Origin of the sequence: Commensalibacter papalotli (ex Servin-Garciduenas et al. 2014) (genome assembly GCF_000527695.1) — a bacterium.
Taxonomy (GTDB): Bacteria; Pseudomonadota; Alphaproteobacteria; order Acetobacterales; family Acetobacteraceae; genus Commensalibacter; species Commensalibacter papalotli.
The window spans coordinates 1,394,089-1,408,360 of sequence record NZ_ATSX01000001.1 but is presented as its reverse complement, the minus strand read 5'-3'; the positions used below and the strand labels follow the sequence as shown (position 1 = coordinate 1,408,360).

13 protein-coding genes are annotated in these 14,272 nt (G+C 34.7%); 6 read left to right on the top strand and 7 right to left on the bottom strand.

Annotation, left to right across the window (positions count from 1 at the left end; translation table 11 throughout):
• Nucleotides 1-5 precede the first annotated feature (5 nt).
• Nucleotides 6-1,070: a DNA polymerase III subunit delta gene (holA, locus tag COMX_RS06370; RefSeq protein ID WP_051461925.1), complete on the top strand. Its 1,065-nt coding sequence runs from the start codon at nucleotides 6-8 to the stop codon at nucleotides 1,068-1,070.
• Nucleotides 1,071-1,678: 608 nt separating this feature from the next.
• Here the strand turns inward: holA and COMX_RS06365 are convergent.
• Both COMX_RS06365 and COMX_RS06360 read right to left on the bottom strand, forming a co-directional pair.
• Nucleotides 1,679-2,926 carry an MFS transporter gene (locus COMX_RS06365; RefSeq protein WP_034338277.1) on the bottom strand — a complete coding sequence of 416 codons (1,248 nt, stop codon included), beginning with the start codon at nucleotides 2,924-2,926 and terminating at the stop codon, nucleotides 1,679-1,681.
• A gap of 101 nt (nucleotides 2,927-3,027) precedes the next feature.
• Nucleotides 3,028-3,912: a D-psicose 3-epimerase gene (locus tag COMX_RS06360; protein WP_034338275.1), complete on the bottom strand. Its 885-nt coding sequence runs from the start codon at nucleotides 3,910-3,912 to the stop codon at nucleotides 3,028-3,030.
• A 376-nt stretch (nucleotides 3,913-4,288) separates the two neighbouring features.
• On the opposite strand from COMX_RS06360, the gene COMX_RS06355 reads away from it, so the two are divergent.
• The 4 genes from COMX_RS06355 to COMX_RS06340 are packed head-to-tail and all read left to right on the top strand — an operon-like array spanning nucleotide 4,289 to nucleotide 8,524.
• Nucleotides 4,289-5,461 carry an ROK family transcriptional regulator gene (locus COMX_RS06355; protein ID WP_034338273.1) on the top strand — a complete coding sequence of 391 codons (1,173 nt, stop codon included), beginning with the start codon at nucleotides 4,289-4,291 and terminating at the stop codon, nucleotides 5,459-5,461.
• Between the two features lie 45 nt (nucleotides 5,462-5,506).
• Nucleotides 5,507-6,490, top strand: coding sequence for a tagatose kinase (locus tag COMX_RS06350; protein ID WP_034338270.1), 984 nt, complete (start codon nucleotides 5,507-5,509; stop codon nucleotides 6,488-6,490).
• A complete protein-coding gene (locus tag COMX_RS06345; RefSeq protein ID WP_034338267.1) occupies nucleotides 6,490-7,761 on the top strand; it encodes a class II D-tagatose-bisphosphate aldolase, non-catalytic subunit in 1,272 nt (423 codons plus the stop codon). The genes COMX_RS06350 and COMX_RS06345 overlap by 1 nt, the downstream gene beginning before the upstream one ends.
• Nucleotides 7,762-7,795: 34 nt before the next feature.
• Complete coding sequence (locus COMX_RS06340; RefSeq protein ID WP_034338263.1) at nucleotides 7,796-8,524, top strand: SDR family oxidoreductase; 729 nt, start codon at nucleotides 7,796-7,798, stop codon at nucleotides 8,522-8,524.
• 474 nt (nucleotides 8,525-8,998) lie between these two features.
• On the opposite strand, the gene COMX_RS11095 is transcribed toward COMX_RS06340, so the two are convergent.
• Nucleotides 8,999-9,169 carry a hypothetical protein gene (locus COMX_RS11095; protein WP_161631854.1) on the bottom strand — a complete coding sequence of 57 codons (171 nt, stop codon included), beginning with the start codon at nucleotides 9,167-9,169 and terminating at the stop codon, nucleotides 8,999-9,001.
• A gap of 290 nt (nucleotides 9,170-9,459) precedes the next feature.
• Nucleotides 9,460-9,903 carry a LexA family protein gene (locus tag COMX_RS06335; protein WP_034338260.1) on the bottom strand — a complete coding sequence of 148 codons (444 nt, stop codon included), beginning with the start codon at nucleotides 9,901-9,903 and terminating at the stop codon, nucleotides 9,460-9,462.
• A 418-nt stretch (nucleotides 9,904-10,321) separates the two neighbouring features.
• Here COMX_RS06335 and COMX_RS06330 point away from each other — a divergent pair, with 418 nt between their 5' ends.
• Nucleotides 10,322-10,825 (top strand): YdcF family protein, encoded by a 504-nt coding sequence (locus COMX_RS06330; RefSeq protein WP_235176783.1) that lies wholly within the window; start codon nucleotides 10,322-10,324, stop codon nucleotides 10,823-10,825.
• A gap of 27 nt (nucleotides 10,826-10,852) precedes the next feature.
• On the opposite strand, the gene COMX_RS06325 is transcribed toward COMX_RS06330, so the two are convergent.
• From COMX_RS06325 to COMX_RS06315, 3 genes are read right to left on the bottom strand one after another with little or no spacing between them, the layout of a single operon-like run.
• On the bottom strand, nucleotides 10,853-11,824 hold the full coding sequence (locus COMX_RS06325) for an AEC family transporter (protein WP_034338257.1): 972 nt from the start codon (nucleotides 11,822-11,824) through the stop codon (nucleotides 10,853-10,855).
• Between the two features lie 43 nt (nucleotides 11,825-11,867).
• Nucleotides 11,868-12,992 carry a DUF3142 domain-containing protein gene (locus COMX_RS06320; RefSeq protein ID WP_161631853.1) on the bottom strand — a complete coding sequence of 375 codons (1,125 nt, stop codon included), beginning with the start codon at nucleotides 12,990-12,992 and terminating at the stop codon, nucleotides 11,868-11,870.
• A 38-nt stretch (nucleotides 12,993-13,030) separates the two neighbouring features.
• Nucleotides 13,031-14,134 (bottom strand): lytic transglycosylase domain-containing protein, encoded by a 1,104-nt coding sequence (locus COMX_RS06315; protein WP_034338251.1) that lies wholly within the window; start codon nucleotides 14,132-14,134, stop codon nucleotides 13,031-13,033.
• Between the last annotated feature and the right edge of the window lie 138 nt (nucleotides 14,135-14,272).

Sequence of the window (14,272 nt, the reverse complement as noted above, 5' to 3'; positions counted from 1 at the left end):
TTATTATGAAAATAGATGCACGAAATATTATGAGTCTTTTACAAGGCCCTATAAAATTTCGTGTCTATTTGATTTATGGTGAAAATAGTGGTTTGGTTCGTGAAAGAGCAAGCCAACTTGTTAAAAAAGTTGCAGGTCGTTTAGATGATCCTTTTCAAATTTGTGTACTAAATAAAGAGAGTCACGAACGATTGAGAGAGGAGGCAACAGCGCTTTCTTTAATGGGAGGACAGCGTGCTATTTGGGTTAGAGAAGCTGTAGATAGTCTTAATAAGCCTTTAGAATTATTTTGTAATCTATACTCGACGGATATTATTGATCCATCAAGCTTTGATTCTATAATTATTATCGAGGCTGGCAGTCTGTCCCCTAAATCACCATTACGTATCTTAGCTGAAAAACATCCGCTTATAGCTTCTATCCCTTGTTACGCAGAAACTGGACGCTCTTTGGAAGAGACAGTTCGTTTTTTATTAGGAAAAAAGAGAATTGGATCAGATGCTTTTCGTTATTTAGTTGCGATTTTAGGAGCGGATAGGGCCCTTATTCGTAATGAAATAGAAAAATTACTGTTATATGTAGGTCAAGACTCAGAAATTACTCTTATTCATGTGCAGCAAGCAATTGGAGATGCTGGAGAATATTCTGTTGATGATGTTGTTTATGCGGTTATGAGTGGTCAAACAGCAATCGCTGACAAAGCCCTTAATAAAGCCCTTAAAGAAGGGGTTAATATGATTGCTTTGACGCGCAGTTTATTACAGCACACAGATCGTTTATTACAGGCTCGTTTTTTATTAGAGGAAGGGACGCCAGCAAAACTAGCGATTTCTAAGTTAAGTCCCCCTGTTTTTTTTAAACGAACGGACAGTTTTTTAAAAGCATTAGATAGTTGGAATTCTCAATCCTTGTCATTGTTATTGCGTTATGTGCAAAAGCTGGAATATTTGTGTAAACAAACAGCAACCCCCGCAGAGGTTTTATGTCAGCATTTTATGTTAACGGTTTCTGGGCATGTTCAAGGTAAAAAAATATCATTAGATGAACGCAAGCTCTTTTCAAATTTATAAAGACAGGTTACAAGAAAGAATGTGTCTGCGTAGCTCAGCAGGATAGAGCACAGGATTCCTAAACTAATTGGGCGCTTTATAGGGAAACGATAAAGTGGATCCGCTCAAATTCGGGGAACGTTTCGGCGATCTTGCCATGCCAATCCCGAGCCAAGCCCTGTTTACAGGGAAGGTGTAGAGACTGTACGGGTGGTGCCTACGGGATTTTATCCTAGGGTAAAGAGACAGTCCAGCTTACAAACATTGTGCCAAGCACAATGGCGATGAAAATCGTAGTGAGATGAATCCTGGGGCCGTGGGTTCGAATCCCGCCGTAGACACCATTAACAATCAAAATAGTGTTAAACAAACTTTAAAAATACCCATAAATAGCTGAATATAACGATTGCTACTCAAATAGTATTAAATAGAATCAATTTAAATAAAAGAAAAGTGGGGGATAGTTGAGGGTATATTTAAAAAACCGTGGGGTATTTTAAAAATGCTTATAGATTTAACTATTAAGAAAACAATATTTAAAAAGTTAAGATTATAAATTTTATTTTTCGTTATTATAATAAAATCCAAGATCTGATGTTTCAAATATTGTTTTAATAATGAGTATATTTTTATTTTTGATCCACTTTGATAAATAAAGTTAAGATAGCAGCAAATATATATAACGCAATATATGCCCAAATTGCCCCAACAATACCAAATAAAGGCACCATAATTGTTGCTATAGCTGGACCAACAAAATTACTTAAACCCGCAGACAAGTTATAAATAGAAATCGCAGCCCCTTTATGGTTAGGCTCTAATGCAGCAAAAACAGCAGTCATTGGCACAAATGCAGCAACAGTAAATCCAAACATAACAGCAGGGATCATTGCCATTAAATAGTTATGACCAAAAGATACAGGTATATAATAAAAAGCAAAGCAAGCAATTGCACCACCAATACAGCCGAACCAACGTGCTTGGCGTAACCAACCAATATGGTCCCCTAAGATTCCCCATATAATATTGGTAAAGATTGTAACCACCATGAATACGGTCCAAATGTTTTGCCATTCAGTTTTTGAAAACCCTAAACCCTGATCTGTGACATTCGTACCAACAAGTAACCAAGGCATAATTACAGCAAATCCAAAAATTGGTGTTGTGTTAATAATACGTACTAAAGCTGACATAAAAATATTTTTATTTGAAAATAAAATAGTAACTGCTTTGGTAAGTTCTTCTGTTTTTTCTTTAAAAGAAAGATTTGCCTTTGATTTGTCTGTTTTCACATTACGTAAAGTAATTAACGAAATTAAACCACCCACAATAACCCAGATTAATGACATCCATAAAGTATGATATTCACCAATAATTGGGTTAATATATCCTGGCAAATAACCTCCTAATACCCCGAAACCAATGGAGTAAGCTGCCCAAAACCATCCCATTGCTGTTGAGACTTTACTTTCAGAAACATTTTGAATAATCAGGATTACAAAAGAATATAAAAATAATGGATAGCCAAGCCCACGAATACCATAGCAAATAACCATTAATGGATAATTATGCATTCCAATACCAAAGATCATGAAGCAAACATGCATAACTGACCATAATATGAATCCTATACACATTGCCTTTTGCGGTGTAATAATCTCTGCGACTACTCCTGAACACCAAGCCGAAATTGCGACCAGCAATCCATATGCAGTGAATATAAAAGCCGATTGAGCTTCTGTATAACCCATATCGGTTATATATTTAGATAAAAAAGCAGCTTCAAAACCGTCACCAGCCATAAAGATAGCAATAGCTATATATCCCCAAATCAACGAAGAGGGCATAAAACCAAATAATAGTTTTTGTGATTTCATAAAAAAAACCTATTCTGTCAGAATAATTATGATTTTATTAAGCGTTTAATAGAATTAAGCATGCGGAGATTTGGGTCTGATTGCTTAATATCTTTTATTGGCTAGTTTTGGATAGAGAACGTATTTCTTAAAAAGGATAAAGATTGAGAAATATACTCATCCATTTGTGCAGGAGATGCATTATTGCTTAGATCTCGCCACACGCGAATGGCATTACCAACAGAACCACCCTTTAATAAAAATGGTTCCATAACAACACCTTTGTCATATCCAATATCATGCAAAGCTTGACCAATAGCTGGCCAATTTATTGTATTATTCATCCCAGGAAGTTTGCGATTGTTCTCCCCAACATGAAGATGAGCCAGCCAATCTCCAGCATACCGAATGGCGTCAGGAATATTATCCTCTTCAATATTCATGTGATATGTATCAAGTAGAATTTTAACAGCACTGCTGTTTATTTTTTTACAATATTCTACTGCTTCTTCACAGTTAGTAAGGATATAAGTTTCATTACGATTTAAAACTTCTAAAGCAATGGTTATATTTAAGGATTCGGCAACTTTTCCTATTTGTTTTAAACAATTTATACTGCGTTCCCATGCATTTTTTTTATTAATACTGATAAAATCACTTGGCCAGTATGAATATAACGCGCCAATCAGCATATTTGATTCTATAAGAGGCATTTTCTCTATAATTTTAGTGTAATAGTGAATGCCTTGTTGACGAATATATTCATCAGCAGATGCCAAATCGAACTCTTTGGTTGGACCACTATTTAAAGTAAAAACCAATCCATTTTGTTTGCGAACATCATTTAATGTTTGCAGATCTGTTTCAGACATTTGATAAATATGATCAGCACTTACTTCAAGAATATCAAAACCGATTGAAGATACTTTTTGGATAAGCTTTATATATGCTTCTAAATTGCAATCCCATTCATTCCCCCAATAAGAATATAGTGTTCCAAACTTCATAACTCACTCCTGATTTTATATTCATACAGAAAATAACTGACTAAATATAATCTTAAAAATTACATATTCTAAATAAAAGGAATCTTTTGTACAAATTTATATTAAAAAATATTTTTTATCTGAATATACTGATATTATGTATAGAAATAATTTATTTATTCAAAATTAAAAACAGTAATTTACTATAATTTTAGTAAAATATTCGTGATTATTGATCAATAATAAATTTGTTGCAATGAAAAACAAATTATATTAATAATTAAAAATTAAGGTATGATAATTTTATATAAACTGTATAAAACTATAAAATTAATGGTATTTTGTTGCGTGTAATTATAATATATTAACGTTGTGTATCAACTATCAAAGCAATTTAATGAACGATTTAAATTTATATTCTAATATTCATAAACAAGTCAGGCAAAGTAATGGTCAGATAGCCCTTCAGGTTTTATACCAGTTTGGTGCGCTTAGCCGTGCGGACATAGCCAGACAAATGGGATTAAATCGTTCGTCTTCGGGTCATATTATTGTTAATTTAGTTAATAGTGGCTTTGTTAGAGAAATTAGAAAATCTGATGATCAAATAGCTGAAAATAGTAATCGTGGGCGTCCTGGGATATTACTAGAGCTTGTTCCTGAGGCTGTGTATTTTCTTGGTATTGAAATCGGGGTTACATATATTACGACCATTCTTATTGATCTGACTGCATCAATTGTCGATATGCGCCATCAAGTATTTACATGCAGTGAAATGGGTGTTGAAAATGCAATAGATGAATCTATTAAATTAGCATATTCTATGTGTAATGAAGACATCATGAATAAGCTTGAAGGAATTGGTTTTTCAATCCCTGCACAAATGAATGATAAAGGGTATATTTTTGATGCAGCATTACTTAAATGGTCGAATGTTGATTTCTTAGAGATCGCCAAAAGTAAATTATTATCAAGCTTACCAATAGCCATAGAAAATGACGCAAATGCTTTTGCAATTGGCGCTATTTATCAATCAAATATCTCAGAAGGGGTTACTCTTTTTTTAGTCCTAGAAAGCGGTGTTGGAGGTGGTATTGTTATTGATGGTAAGTTATTTCGTGGTGGAAATGGACTTGCTGGAGAAATCGGGCATCTGACCATTCAAGATCACCATAAAGAACATAAAACACTAGAGGCGGTTATTAGTTTAGAACAACTATTGTCTCGTTATCATGATTTATCAGGCAAAGATAATATAACCATTGATATGTTCATTCAATATGTAAATGATCGTGAACCAATGGCCGTAAGTTTGGCTGATGAATGGGCAAAATATTTGGGTTTTGCTTTGGTTCAAGCTTGTCGCATGATTGACCCTAATAAAGTTATTTTAGGAGGATCAATGGCAAAATTATATGACTTAATTTCTACTCGGGTTAATACATATATCGAGTTGTATAGAGATACACCATTTCCAGTTCCAGAGATTATTTTAAATCAAAATCCAGAGTTAGGTTCAGCATATGGAGCCGCTTGTATATTACATCAAAAATTTATGTCTATAACTTAATAAACATTTGTCATATGCCTATCCATCTTATTCGGAGTATATTTTATGTCTATTGATCATATTTTAGCATCTAATGACTTAGGACCCACCATCACGATTGGTGAAATTTTGGTTGAAATCATGGCGACTGAAACGGGAAATGGGTTTTCTCCACCATTAACTTTTACAGGACCATATCCAAGTGGTGCCCCAGCTATATTTATTGATCAATGTGCAAAATTAACAAATAATGCAGGGATCATTGCAACCGTCGGAAAAGATGCTTTTGGGGAAATTAATGTAAATCGTTTACAACAAGATGGCGTGGATATCTCTGCTATCTCCGTAGATACGCATTTACCAACTGGAAGTGCGTTTGTAAGATATCGAGATGATGGTGAACGTGATTTTGTCTTTAATATTGTTGCCTCTGCTGCAGGAAAAATTGTTAAAAACCAAAATACAGATACATTAATTGCAAAAGCAGGTCATATTCATATTATGGGCACGTTATTATCCATTCCTGGTGCTTGGGAAATGGCAGAATATGCAATAAATGTAATTAAAAGTCGAGGAGGTACTCTCTCCTTTGATCCTAATATTCGCAAAGAGTTAATAACAGATGACGTGTTTACACAACGTCTTGCATATTTATTAGGGAAAACAGACTTACTTCTTCCTTCTGGTGAAGAGATCCTAACCATCACCGAAAGCTCTAATTTGACGGATGCGGTTAAAAAAACATTTGCAGCAGGTGTCATTGAAATTGTTTTAAAACAAGGAAAAGAAGGGGCAACCTCTTATCATCGCAATGGTAAAACTGTCTCTGGTCAAGCTTTTCAAATTAAAGAAATTGATCCTACAGGTGCTGGCGATTGTTTTGGAGCAACTTATGTCAGCTGTAGACGGCTAGGAATGAGTTTAAATGAGTCTTTAACACTCGCAAACGCAGCAGGTGCTCGAAACGTACAGTTTACTGGCCCTATGGAAGGAACATCAACCTTAAAAGAACTTCACAAGTTTATTCAAAACACTCCTAGGAAAATATAATGAAAGTAACCCTTGAAGAACTAAAGAAATATAGAACGCAAGGAAATCCAAAAGGAATTACGTCCGTCTGTTCCGCCCATCCTCTGGTTTTAAAAGCAGCGTTAAGATTAGGGCGCGATCATCAAAGTAGTGTCTTAATCGAGGCAACTTGTAATCAGGTTAACCATCAAGGTGGATATACTGGGATGAAACCAGATGATTTTGCTCATTTGGTATTCTCTCTAGCAAAAACTGAACAATGCCCCGAAGATTTAATTACTCTTGGTGGGGATCATTTAGGGCCAAATCCTTGGAAGCATTTATCTGCAAATGAGGCCATGGATGAGGCTGAAAAAATGGTTATTGCTTATATCAAAGCAGGTTTTCGTAAAATTCATATTGATACGTCTATGGGATGTAAAGGTGAGCCACCTGCATTGGACGATCAGATTGTTTCACAACGTGCCGTGCGTTTAATTCAAGCTGCAGAAAAAGTCGCGGCTGATAGTGATAAAAAGAAACCACTTTATATTATAGGCACAGAAGTTCCCCCTCCAGGTGGAGCAGATCATGTGATTACCTCTCTTGAACCAACAAAAGCAGAAGCAGCAGCACAAACATTAAAAATTCATCAAGATGCTTTATGTGCAATAGGATTGGAAGACGTAACGCATCGATTGCTTGGATTGGTTGTTCAACCTGGTGTAGAATATGGAAATTGGGATATCGTTTATTATGATCGAGAAAAAGCACGATCTTTATCCAATTCATTAGATACTGAGTCTAATCTTGTTTTTGAAGCGCATTCAACGGATTATCAAGGGGTGCATTATTTATCTCAATTAGTTGAAGATGGCTATGCGATTTTAAAAGTTGGCCCTGAATTAACTTTTGCAGTCAGAGAATGTTTGTTTGCTCTGGATCATATAGCAAGTGAAGTTTTTTCTGATTATTCGTACCGTTATTTACAAAATGGTCTCGAAAATTTAATGCTAGCGAAACCCAATTATTGGAATAGCCATTATCATGGTAACGCACATGAATGTTATTTATTGCGTCATTATTCTTTATCTGATCGTATTCGTTATTATTGGGCAGATCCCAAAGCCAACGAGTATGTTCAAACGTTACTATCAAAAATTAAAGGTGCAACCGTTCCAGCACCTTTAATGATGCAATATTTACCAGGAGCAGAACATTTTTCTAAAAAAAGCTTTGATCCTGAAGAAGTTATAATTTGGTATGTTCAAAAAGTTCTGAAATCTTATCATAAAGCATGCCATCTCGATTAAGTTTCCCTCTTTTATTTTTAAAAGGATTAATAAAATGTCTAACTCATTACAAAATAAAGTTGCTGTCATCACAGGTGCAGCATCAGGTATTGGACTTGCTTCTACAGAAATCTTAGTTGCCAATGGTGCGACCGTTGTCATGGTTGATCGTGATGTTGCAACAATGGAAAAAATACAAGCAAAATATAAAGATAAAATTATACCTTGTGTTACAAATCTTATCGATCCAGCTAGTTGTGCACAAATGGTTCCTAGTATCATCGAAAAAACAGGTAAAATTGATATATTTCATGCTAATGCAGGATGTTATATCGGGGGGGATTTAATTGATTCAGATCCTAATGATATTGATCGGTTAATTGACCTTAACGTATCTGTTGTTATGAAAAATATTCGTGATGTCATACCCCATATGATTAAACAAAAAACAGGGGATATTATTGTAACCAGTTCTATTGCGGGACATTTACCAATACACTGGGAACCTGTTTATTGTGCATCAAAATGGGCAACCAATTCTTTTGTTCAGACAATGCGTCGTCAAGTCAGTCAACATGGTATTCGTATTGGTTCTGTTTCTCCTGGTCCTGTAATTAGTGCCTTATTAGCAGACTGGCCAGAAGAAAACTTGAAAAAAGCAAAAGAACTTGGCAGCCTTATGGAGCCATCTGAAGTTGCAGAAGCTGTTTTGTTTATGTTAACACGACCACGTCATGTTGCAATCAGAGATATCGTTATTCAACCCTTAGCACAAGAGTTATAAGAGAATAACTTTGCATGTTGTAAGTCAATAATGAGGTTATGATTATTGGACGAGTTGGATGGTTTGTAAAGCGAAAAGGTTTTTAAATTCGAATTGGATTTTAATAAAATTAATTTGATGATTAATTGTCCTTTGGCCTTTGCGTCCAATAATTTTTGAGTGAAAGAAAGACGTTTATATCAGCTTAGTATTTTCTTTTTGTAAGAAAGATTATATATAAGCGTTTTTAAATATAGCTTTTCTTGTTCTGAAATGGTCATTCTCTAACTGTTGCCATACGTTTTTATGGCTTGTGGAGAAAAATTATTGAATATAATAGAGAAACTTGATGAACTTATAACAAATGTTTCTTACATTCTTCTTAGCTAATCTATGAAATTATAATTTATGATTAGTTGTATTTGTTTATATGTTAATGAGGATTTGGCGAGGAAGAATGAGTCTTACTCGCCTTTTATATAAAAAATTTTAAAATTAAGATCTGAGGACGGGTTTATTTTGTTTTTTTCCAGGGTATATGTATGATATATTTGGATTTTTTCCGACGCTAACAAGGCTAACTCGCCCACCAGACACATTTTTGATTTCTATTAGCGTAAGTTCACGAATTTTAGGCATAGAAGGGATTTTAATATTTTTAGACATATAGTATTCCTTTCGATTATGTAAAAATTCTTATATAGAAATATTAATGCCTAACTATGCAATATAGTCAATAGGTTATTTAATTGTGATCAAGTTTTAATCATATAAATGCAAATTTGTTATACGTTATTTTTGGTATAAATTTAGAGTTTTAAATTTGATTAGTTACATTTATTTTTAAGTCGATGTAGCAAACGATGCGAGATATTCAAGGTCCTTTCTATGCTTGAATTATATTGAGAAAAAAGGGCAGTGATATATTGTAGTATTTTCTCAGAGCGCGACAAAGACTATCTTTTTCTAAAAGAGTGTATCCTGTGGATTACGATACCCCATATATAAGTTTCTTTATCTTTCATTTCTATGGGGGGATAATCTGGGTTACCAGATTTTAGATAAGGGATATTGTTTTTAAAAGCTAACTGCTTGCAGGTTAATTCCCCGTCTAGCGCAACGATAACGATATCTCCTTGATGGGGCTCTAAGGATCGATCCACGATAAGTAAATCACCGTTATATATCCCATGACCAATCATTGAATCCCCTGATACTCGGATATAATAGGTGGCTGCTGGATGGGCAACCAGATGTTCTGTAAGATCCAGTGGCTTCTCTAAATAATCAGATGCAGGGGATGGAAATCCAGCACATACATTGACATCGACAAAGGGAATAAGTCGTTTTTGTGTATTGAAATGTATGGTTCTGATTTCAGTAACAATTGTCTGTGCCATCTTTGATCTCCTATATAAACAGCACTGATATGGGTATGTTCACAGTAAAAAGCAATGGAATAAAACCATAAATATAAACTGTAATCCTTTGACTTTGTTTATGTATAAATCTGCATACGTTTTAAATGAATAAATTTTTCATAAAAATTCTAATTTCGTTAAATTCAACAGACGCGATAAACCACCATTGATTGATGTATTGATTAATTTGAATATTCTAAAATTAAAGAGTAAGCATAAGATCTGTAAAATATTACATGGTTATCTTAATATTTAGAAATATAAGAAGTAGTGATTATTTTACGAATAAATAGCTTTTAAATAGTTGAGTTTTAATAGTTTAATGATGAAATTTTTTTATATTCATAAAATCAAGTTGGTGTTTTTTCTATTTATTTTGTATTTTATGGTCATGTTTATGATTGTTTTAGGAGGAATAAAAAATCATTTATTTCAAGCAGATTTGATTGTTGTGTTAGGAACCAAAGTGGAACTGGACGGTACCCCTAGTGTAGGTTTGGCTGCACGTTTAAATGAAGCTATTAATGTATATAGACAGGGTTATGCGCCTTTAATTTTGGTGAGTGGTGGCACGGGAAAAGAGGGGTATAGTGAACCCCAAATTATGGCAGATTATTTAATTGTGCATGGCATTCCTAAACAAGTAATTATTCAAGATGAGTTGGGTGTTAATACAAGGGCAACAGCAAAAAACACTTGGCAATATATGGTTAGCAATCATTTTAAATCAGTTATTGTTGTTTCTCAATACTATCATATTCCTCGTATTCGCTTGGCTTTTCATGCAGTAGGGATCAATGAGATTGGACAGGCGTCTCCATCTTATGCCTCTTGGCGAGATTTTTTCTCTGTCCCAAGGGAAATGATTGGGTATTCAGCTTATTGGTTACGGATTAAATAAAGATGCTGGGAGGAAAGTTATTTCACTTTATAAACCCAATAATCCAATTAATATAGTGACAGTGATAATCATTGAAAAAGTTGAAATGGCTAAGATAGAAGCTGCTTCTTGCTGATATTGTTTATATTGATTACTGAACAAAATAATCATAGGGCCCGAGGGCATAGCGCATAATAAAAGCCCTTCATTAAAAATAGGGGTTCCTTTTTCTAGAAAGAATAAAGACGCAGTGCAAAAAAACAGGGCAGGCAAACCAATATCTTTAATTAAAGCAAAGCTGATACATTCTTTGGTCAATTTAAATCGATTTACAGCAATTGTCATTCCTGCCACGAATACAGCAATACCAGAGGTTGCTTTGCCGATTAATAAACATGTATTATTGATAAATTGAGGCAGTTGAACCCCACAAAGTAACAGAATAATAGCCAACAAAGGTGCCCATACATAAGGACAATCTATAATCGCGTGATATATTGAGCTCAATAACAGTTTATGTATAGGTTTATTAGTAGTTGTGCTTTTTTTCTCTTGATCAATTTCAATCATGATCGTTGCCAAAGGGATTAAGGCCATATTGATAACAATTGCGATCATACTGATTGAAACACTGCTGCTGTTACCGTAAAGGGGCTCTAACAATGCTGGGCCATAAAAAGGACCTGCTGAAAAGCTGCCTGCTAAACCAGCCAGTGCGGCTTCGGTGATATTTCGTTTAAAGAAAATTCGAGCTATAAAAAAACAAATTAAATATAATCCTATATTGCTAAATAATAATGCGCCAAATAATGAGAGCGCATTATGTAATTGATCCTTAGATATACTAAGTGTGCCAGCAAATAAAAGTGGTGGCAGTGTTATAGTAAGAACCAGCTTGCTTAAAGTTGAGATTGTTGTTGCATTATTTCCAAATATATTTCTTTTGGCTGAAATAAAACCAAATATTAAAATGAGAATGATGGGTATAACAATAGAGGCAGATTGTAACTGATGTTGCATAAAAAAGACGTGCTTTCTGATGAGTTTTAGAGAAAGAAAAGTTTCAATTGCAGCGCATCCAACCAATAGCACGTTGTTGATTTGTATTTAAAGGGGCTGTTTGTTGGGTTAATGATAATTCGTATTTATTATGAGCATTTATAGTTAATTGGTATGGATAAAAACCATCAGCTGTTGGACATCGTAATGGAACGATTTTAGGTAAAGGTAAGGTTATATTGCCTTTATTAACCAAGATAAGTTGAATGGTTCCAGGATTGTTGGGGGCAGGAATTTCTTGGGTTATAATTTTTCCATTTAAAGGATGATGGCACAACATGGCTATCCATGTATCTTTGCTCCAGTTACGTTGATCTTTGCTTATGGGTAAACGAAACCAGATTATTCCTTGTAAATGCGCAGGGGTATTTTGTTGTAGCTCTTGGATTAACTTTCTTATCTGTTGGGGGTCGCTATATAATTCCTTGCCAAATTGTCCTGACTTAAAGTTGTTTTCTCCTTCTATTGCGTAAATTCTTCCTGTTGACGATGTTTGAATTTTCAAACCATAAGTAGGTAAAGCAACATAAAAAGGATGGTGACTGAGACGATTCATTTTATGAATATAGGCTATGGCATTCTTTGGATTGAATAAACCTGTTTGAGGATTATCTACACTGTGAACTTGTAGAACAAGATAAGGAACCTGTTCACTTAGCTCTGGGAATTGAGGTGAACGCAGCCAATCTGGTATCATGGTAATGTTGAGTTGGATATTTTTAGGAAGTTTTTCCCTGAGTGATTTTAACAGGGCAATATAAAGATTTAATTTTGCAGTTGGCCAGTCCAAATCCAGCTCTATATTGCGAATATGATTATTTTGATAAACAGATGATTTCTGAATCAGAGATAAAATTTCATCAATAGATGGCAATGGACGCAATCGATCAAAACGAAAAACTGCCGTTAAAGGCAAGTGCGATTGCTGTAACCACTCAAATGAAATAACAGAGTAAATAACTTGCCCATCGGGTTCGTACTCTCCTGCTAAAAATCTCCAGCCTGTAATATAAGGGGTGGTTTGTTCTATTGCAGGTTTTAAGCTAGCAACCCATTTTTTCTGCCAAATATAAACTTCTTGGGGTAAAATACGGTTGATATGAGTGCTTTGGGTTAGGGAAAATAACAAAATAACAATAGTAATCTTGATGAAGCACTTGCCATATTTTATTGGACTGTAACGCAATTCATTCCTTTTTGTTTTAATTGACGACAAGCTTGTATAGCGGCGATTTGGTTAACGCCAGTTAATCGTGCTCGGTATAAAGTTGATCCATTTTTATGAACAGTTTGTATAGATTGGCTGGCAGATAACAAAGAGCCCCCAGCATTACGTTGTGCTCTGGAGGTTGCTTGTTGAGCTAAACTGGCAGAGGAATAAGCACCCACTTGTATTCCCCAATTTCCCCCCGTATTGGTGTCAGGTACATAAGCAACTTGCACAATATCAGGTGTTGCTTGGCGTTGCGCGGGATAAATAGGCGTCATAGGTTTATAAGCGTTTTTACCAACAGTATTTTTCACGTGTTTATGTTGAGCAGTATTTTGTGCAACCATAGTCGTTGGTGCATATGATTTAGGGGTATAATAGGCTTCTAAGGGTAAAGGGGTTTTGGAGTTTGAACGTCTGGAAGAGCCACTAGCATATTTTGCAAAAGGGCCACTCATTGGTACATCATTACCAAGTTTTTGTGAAACAGCTGCTAGATATTTTTTGGTTTCTTTAGGTAAAGAAGAACCTTTATTTAAATGATTGCTTAATGTTCCAGGCCCTCCATGATAGGCTGCAACAAATCCTGGGGCTCCGAATTTGTTGTATAAAATACGAATGTAAGCTGTTCCAGCCATGATATTATCCGAAGGATTATAAGGGTCTTTACCCAATTTATAACGTTTGGCCATATCTTTATATGCAGGTGTTTTAAGTTGCATTAATCCTTTTGCCCCATGAGGAGAGGTGATGGGACGTTTATTATAATATTGATATCCACGAGATTCTTGCATCATCACAGCACGAATCCATTGGTCAGGTACATTAAAACGTTGTGATGATTGATTAATATAAGGCCCCCAAGGATCAGCAGGAGGTCCGGGTGGTTTCCAATTGGGATGGCTGGACATATAATTACTGTAACGAGAAGAGACCACAGCGCCACCTTTATTTTTACTTCCTCCACCTCCACAAGCAGTCATGCATAATAAAATCAAGACAGGAGAAAAACGTAAAAAATATAAGAATGAATCCTTTTTCATATTTTTATAGATTTTCATTACTTTTTATCCTGAAGTGATTAAATGCGTTTTTTATTTATAACAGATGAATATTATTTTGTTAAAGGCATAATCTCTATATTTATAAAGAGTTATTCTGTCTATTAAGATATTGGTAACAGTTTTTTATAAAAAGAA

Excerpts from the sequence above, each read along its gene's own strand:
- holA (WP_051461925.1), top strand. The coding sequence starts at position 6 with ATGAAAATAGATGCACGAAATATTATGAGTCTTTTACAAGGCCCTATA.
- COMX_RS06365 (WP_034338277.1), bottom strand. The coding sequence starts at position 2,926 with ATGAAATCACAAAAACTATTATTTGGTTTTATGCCCTCTTCGTTGATT.
- COMX_RS06360 (WP_034338275.1), bottom strand. The coding sequence starts at position 3,912 with ATGAAGTTTGGAACACTATATTCTTATTGGGGGAATGAATGGGATTGC.
- COMX_RS06355 (WP_034338273.1), top strand. The coding sequence starts at position 4,289 with ATGAACGATTTAAATTTATATTCTAATATTCATAAACAAGTCAGGCAA.
- COMX_RS06350 (WP_034338270.1), top strand. The coding sequence starts at position 5,507 with ATGTCTATTGATCATATTTTAGCATCTAATGACTTAGGACCCACCATC.
- COMX_RS06345 (WP_034338267.1), top strand. The coding sequence starts at position 6,490 with ATGAAAGTAACCCTTGAAGAACTAAAGAAATATAGAACGCAAGGAAAT.
- COMX_RS06340 (WP_034338263.1), top strand. The coding sequence starts at position 7,796 with ATGTCTAACTCATTACAAAATAAAGTTGCTGTCATCACAGGTGCAGCA.
- COMX_RS11095 (WP_161631854.1), bottom strand. The coding sequence starts at position 9,169 with ATGTCTAAAAATATTAAAATCCCTTCTATGCCTAAAATTCGTGAACTT.
- COMX_RS06335 (WP_034338260.1), bottom strand. The coding sequence starts at position 9,903 with ATGGCACAGACAATTGTTACTGAAATCAGAACCATACATTTCAATACA.
- COMX_RS06330 (WP_235176783.1), top strand. The coding sequence starts at position 10,322 with ATGATTGTTTTAGGAGGAATAAAAAATCATTTATTTCAAGCAGATTTG.
- COMX_RS06325 (WP_034338257.1), bottom strand. The coding sequence starts at position 11,824 with ATGCAACATCAGTTACAATCTGCCTCTATTGTTATACCCATCATTCTC.
- COMX_RS06315 (WP_034338251.1), bottom strand. The coding sequence starts at position 14,134 with ATGAAAATCTATAAAAATATGAAAAAGGATTCATTCTTATATTTTTTA.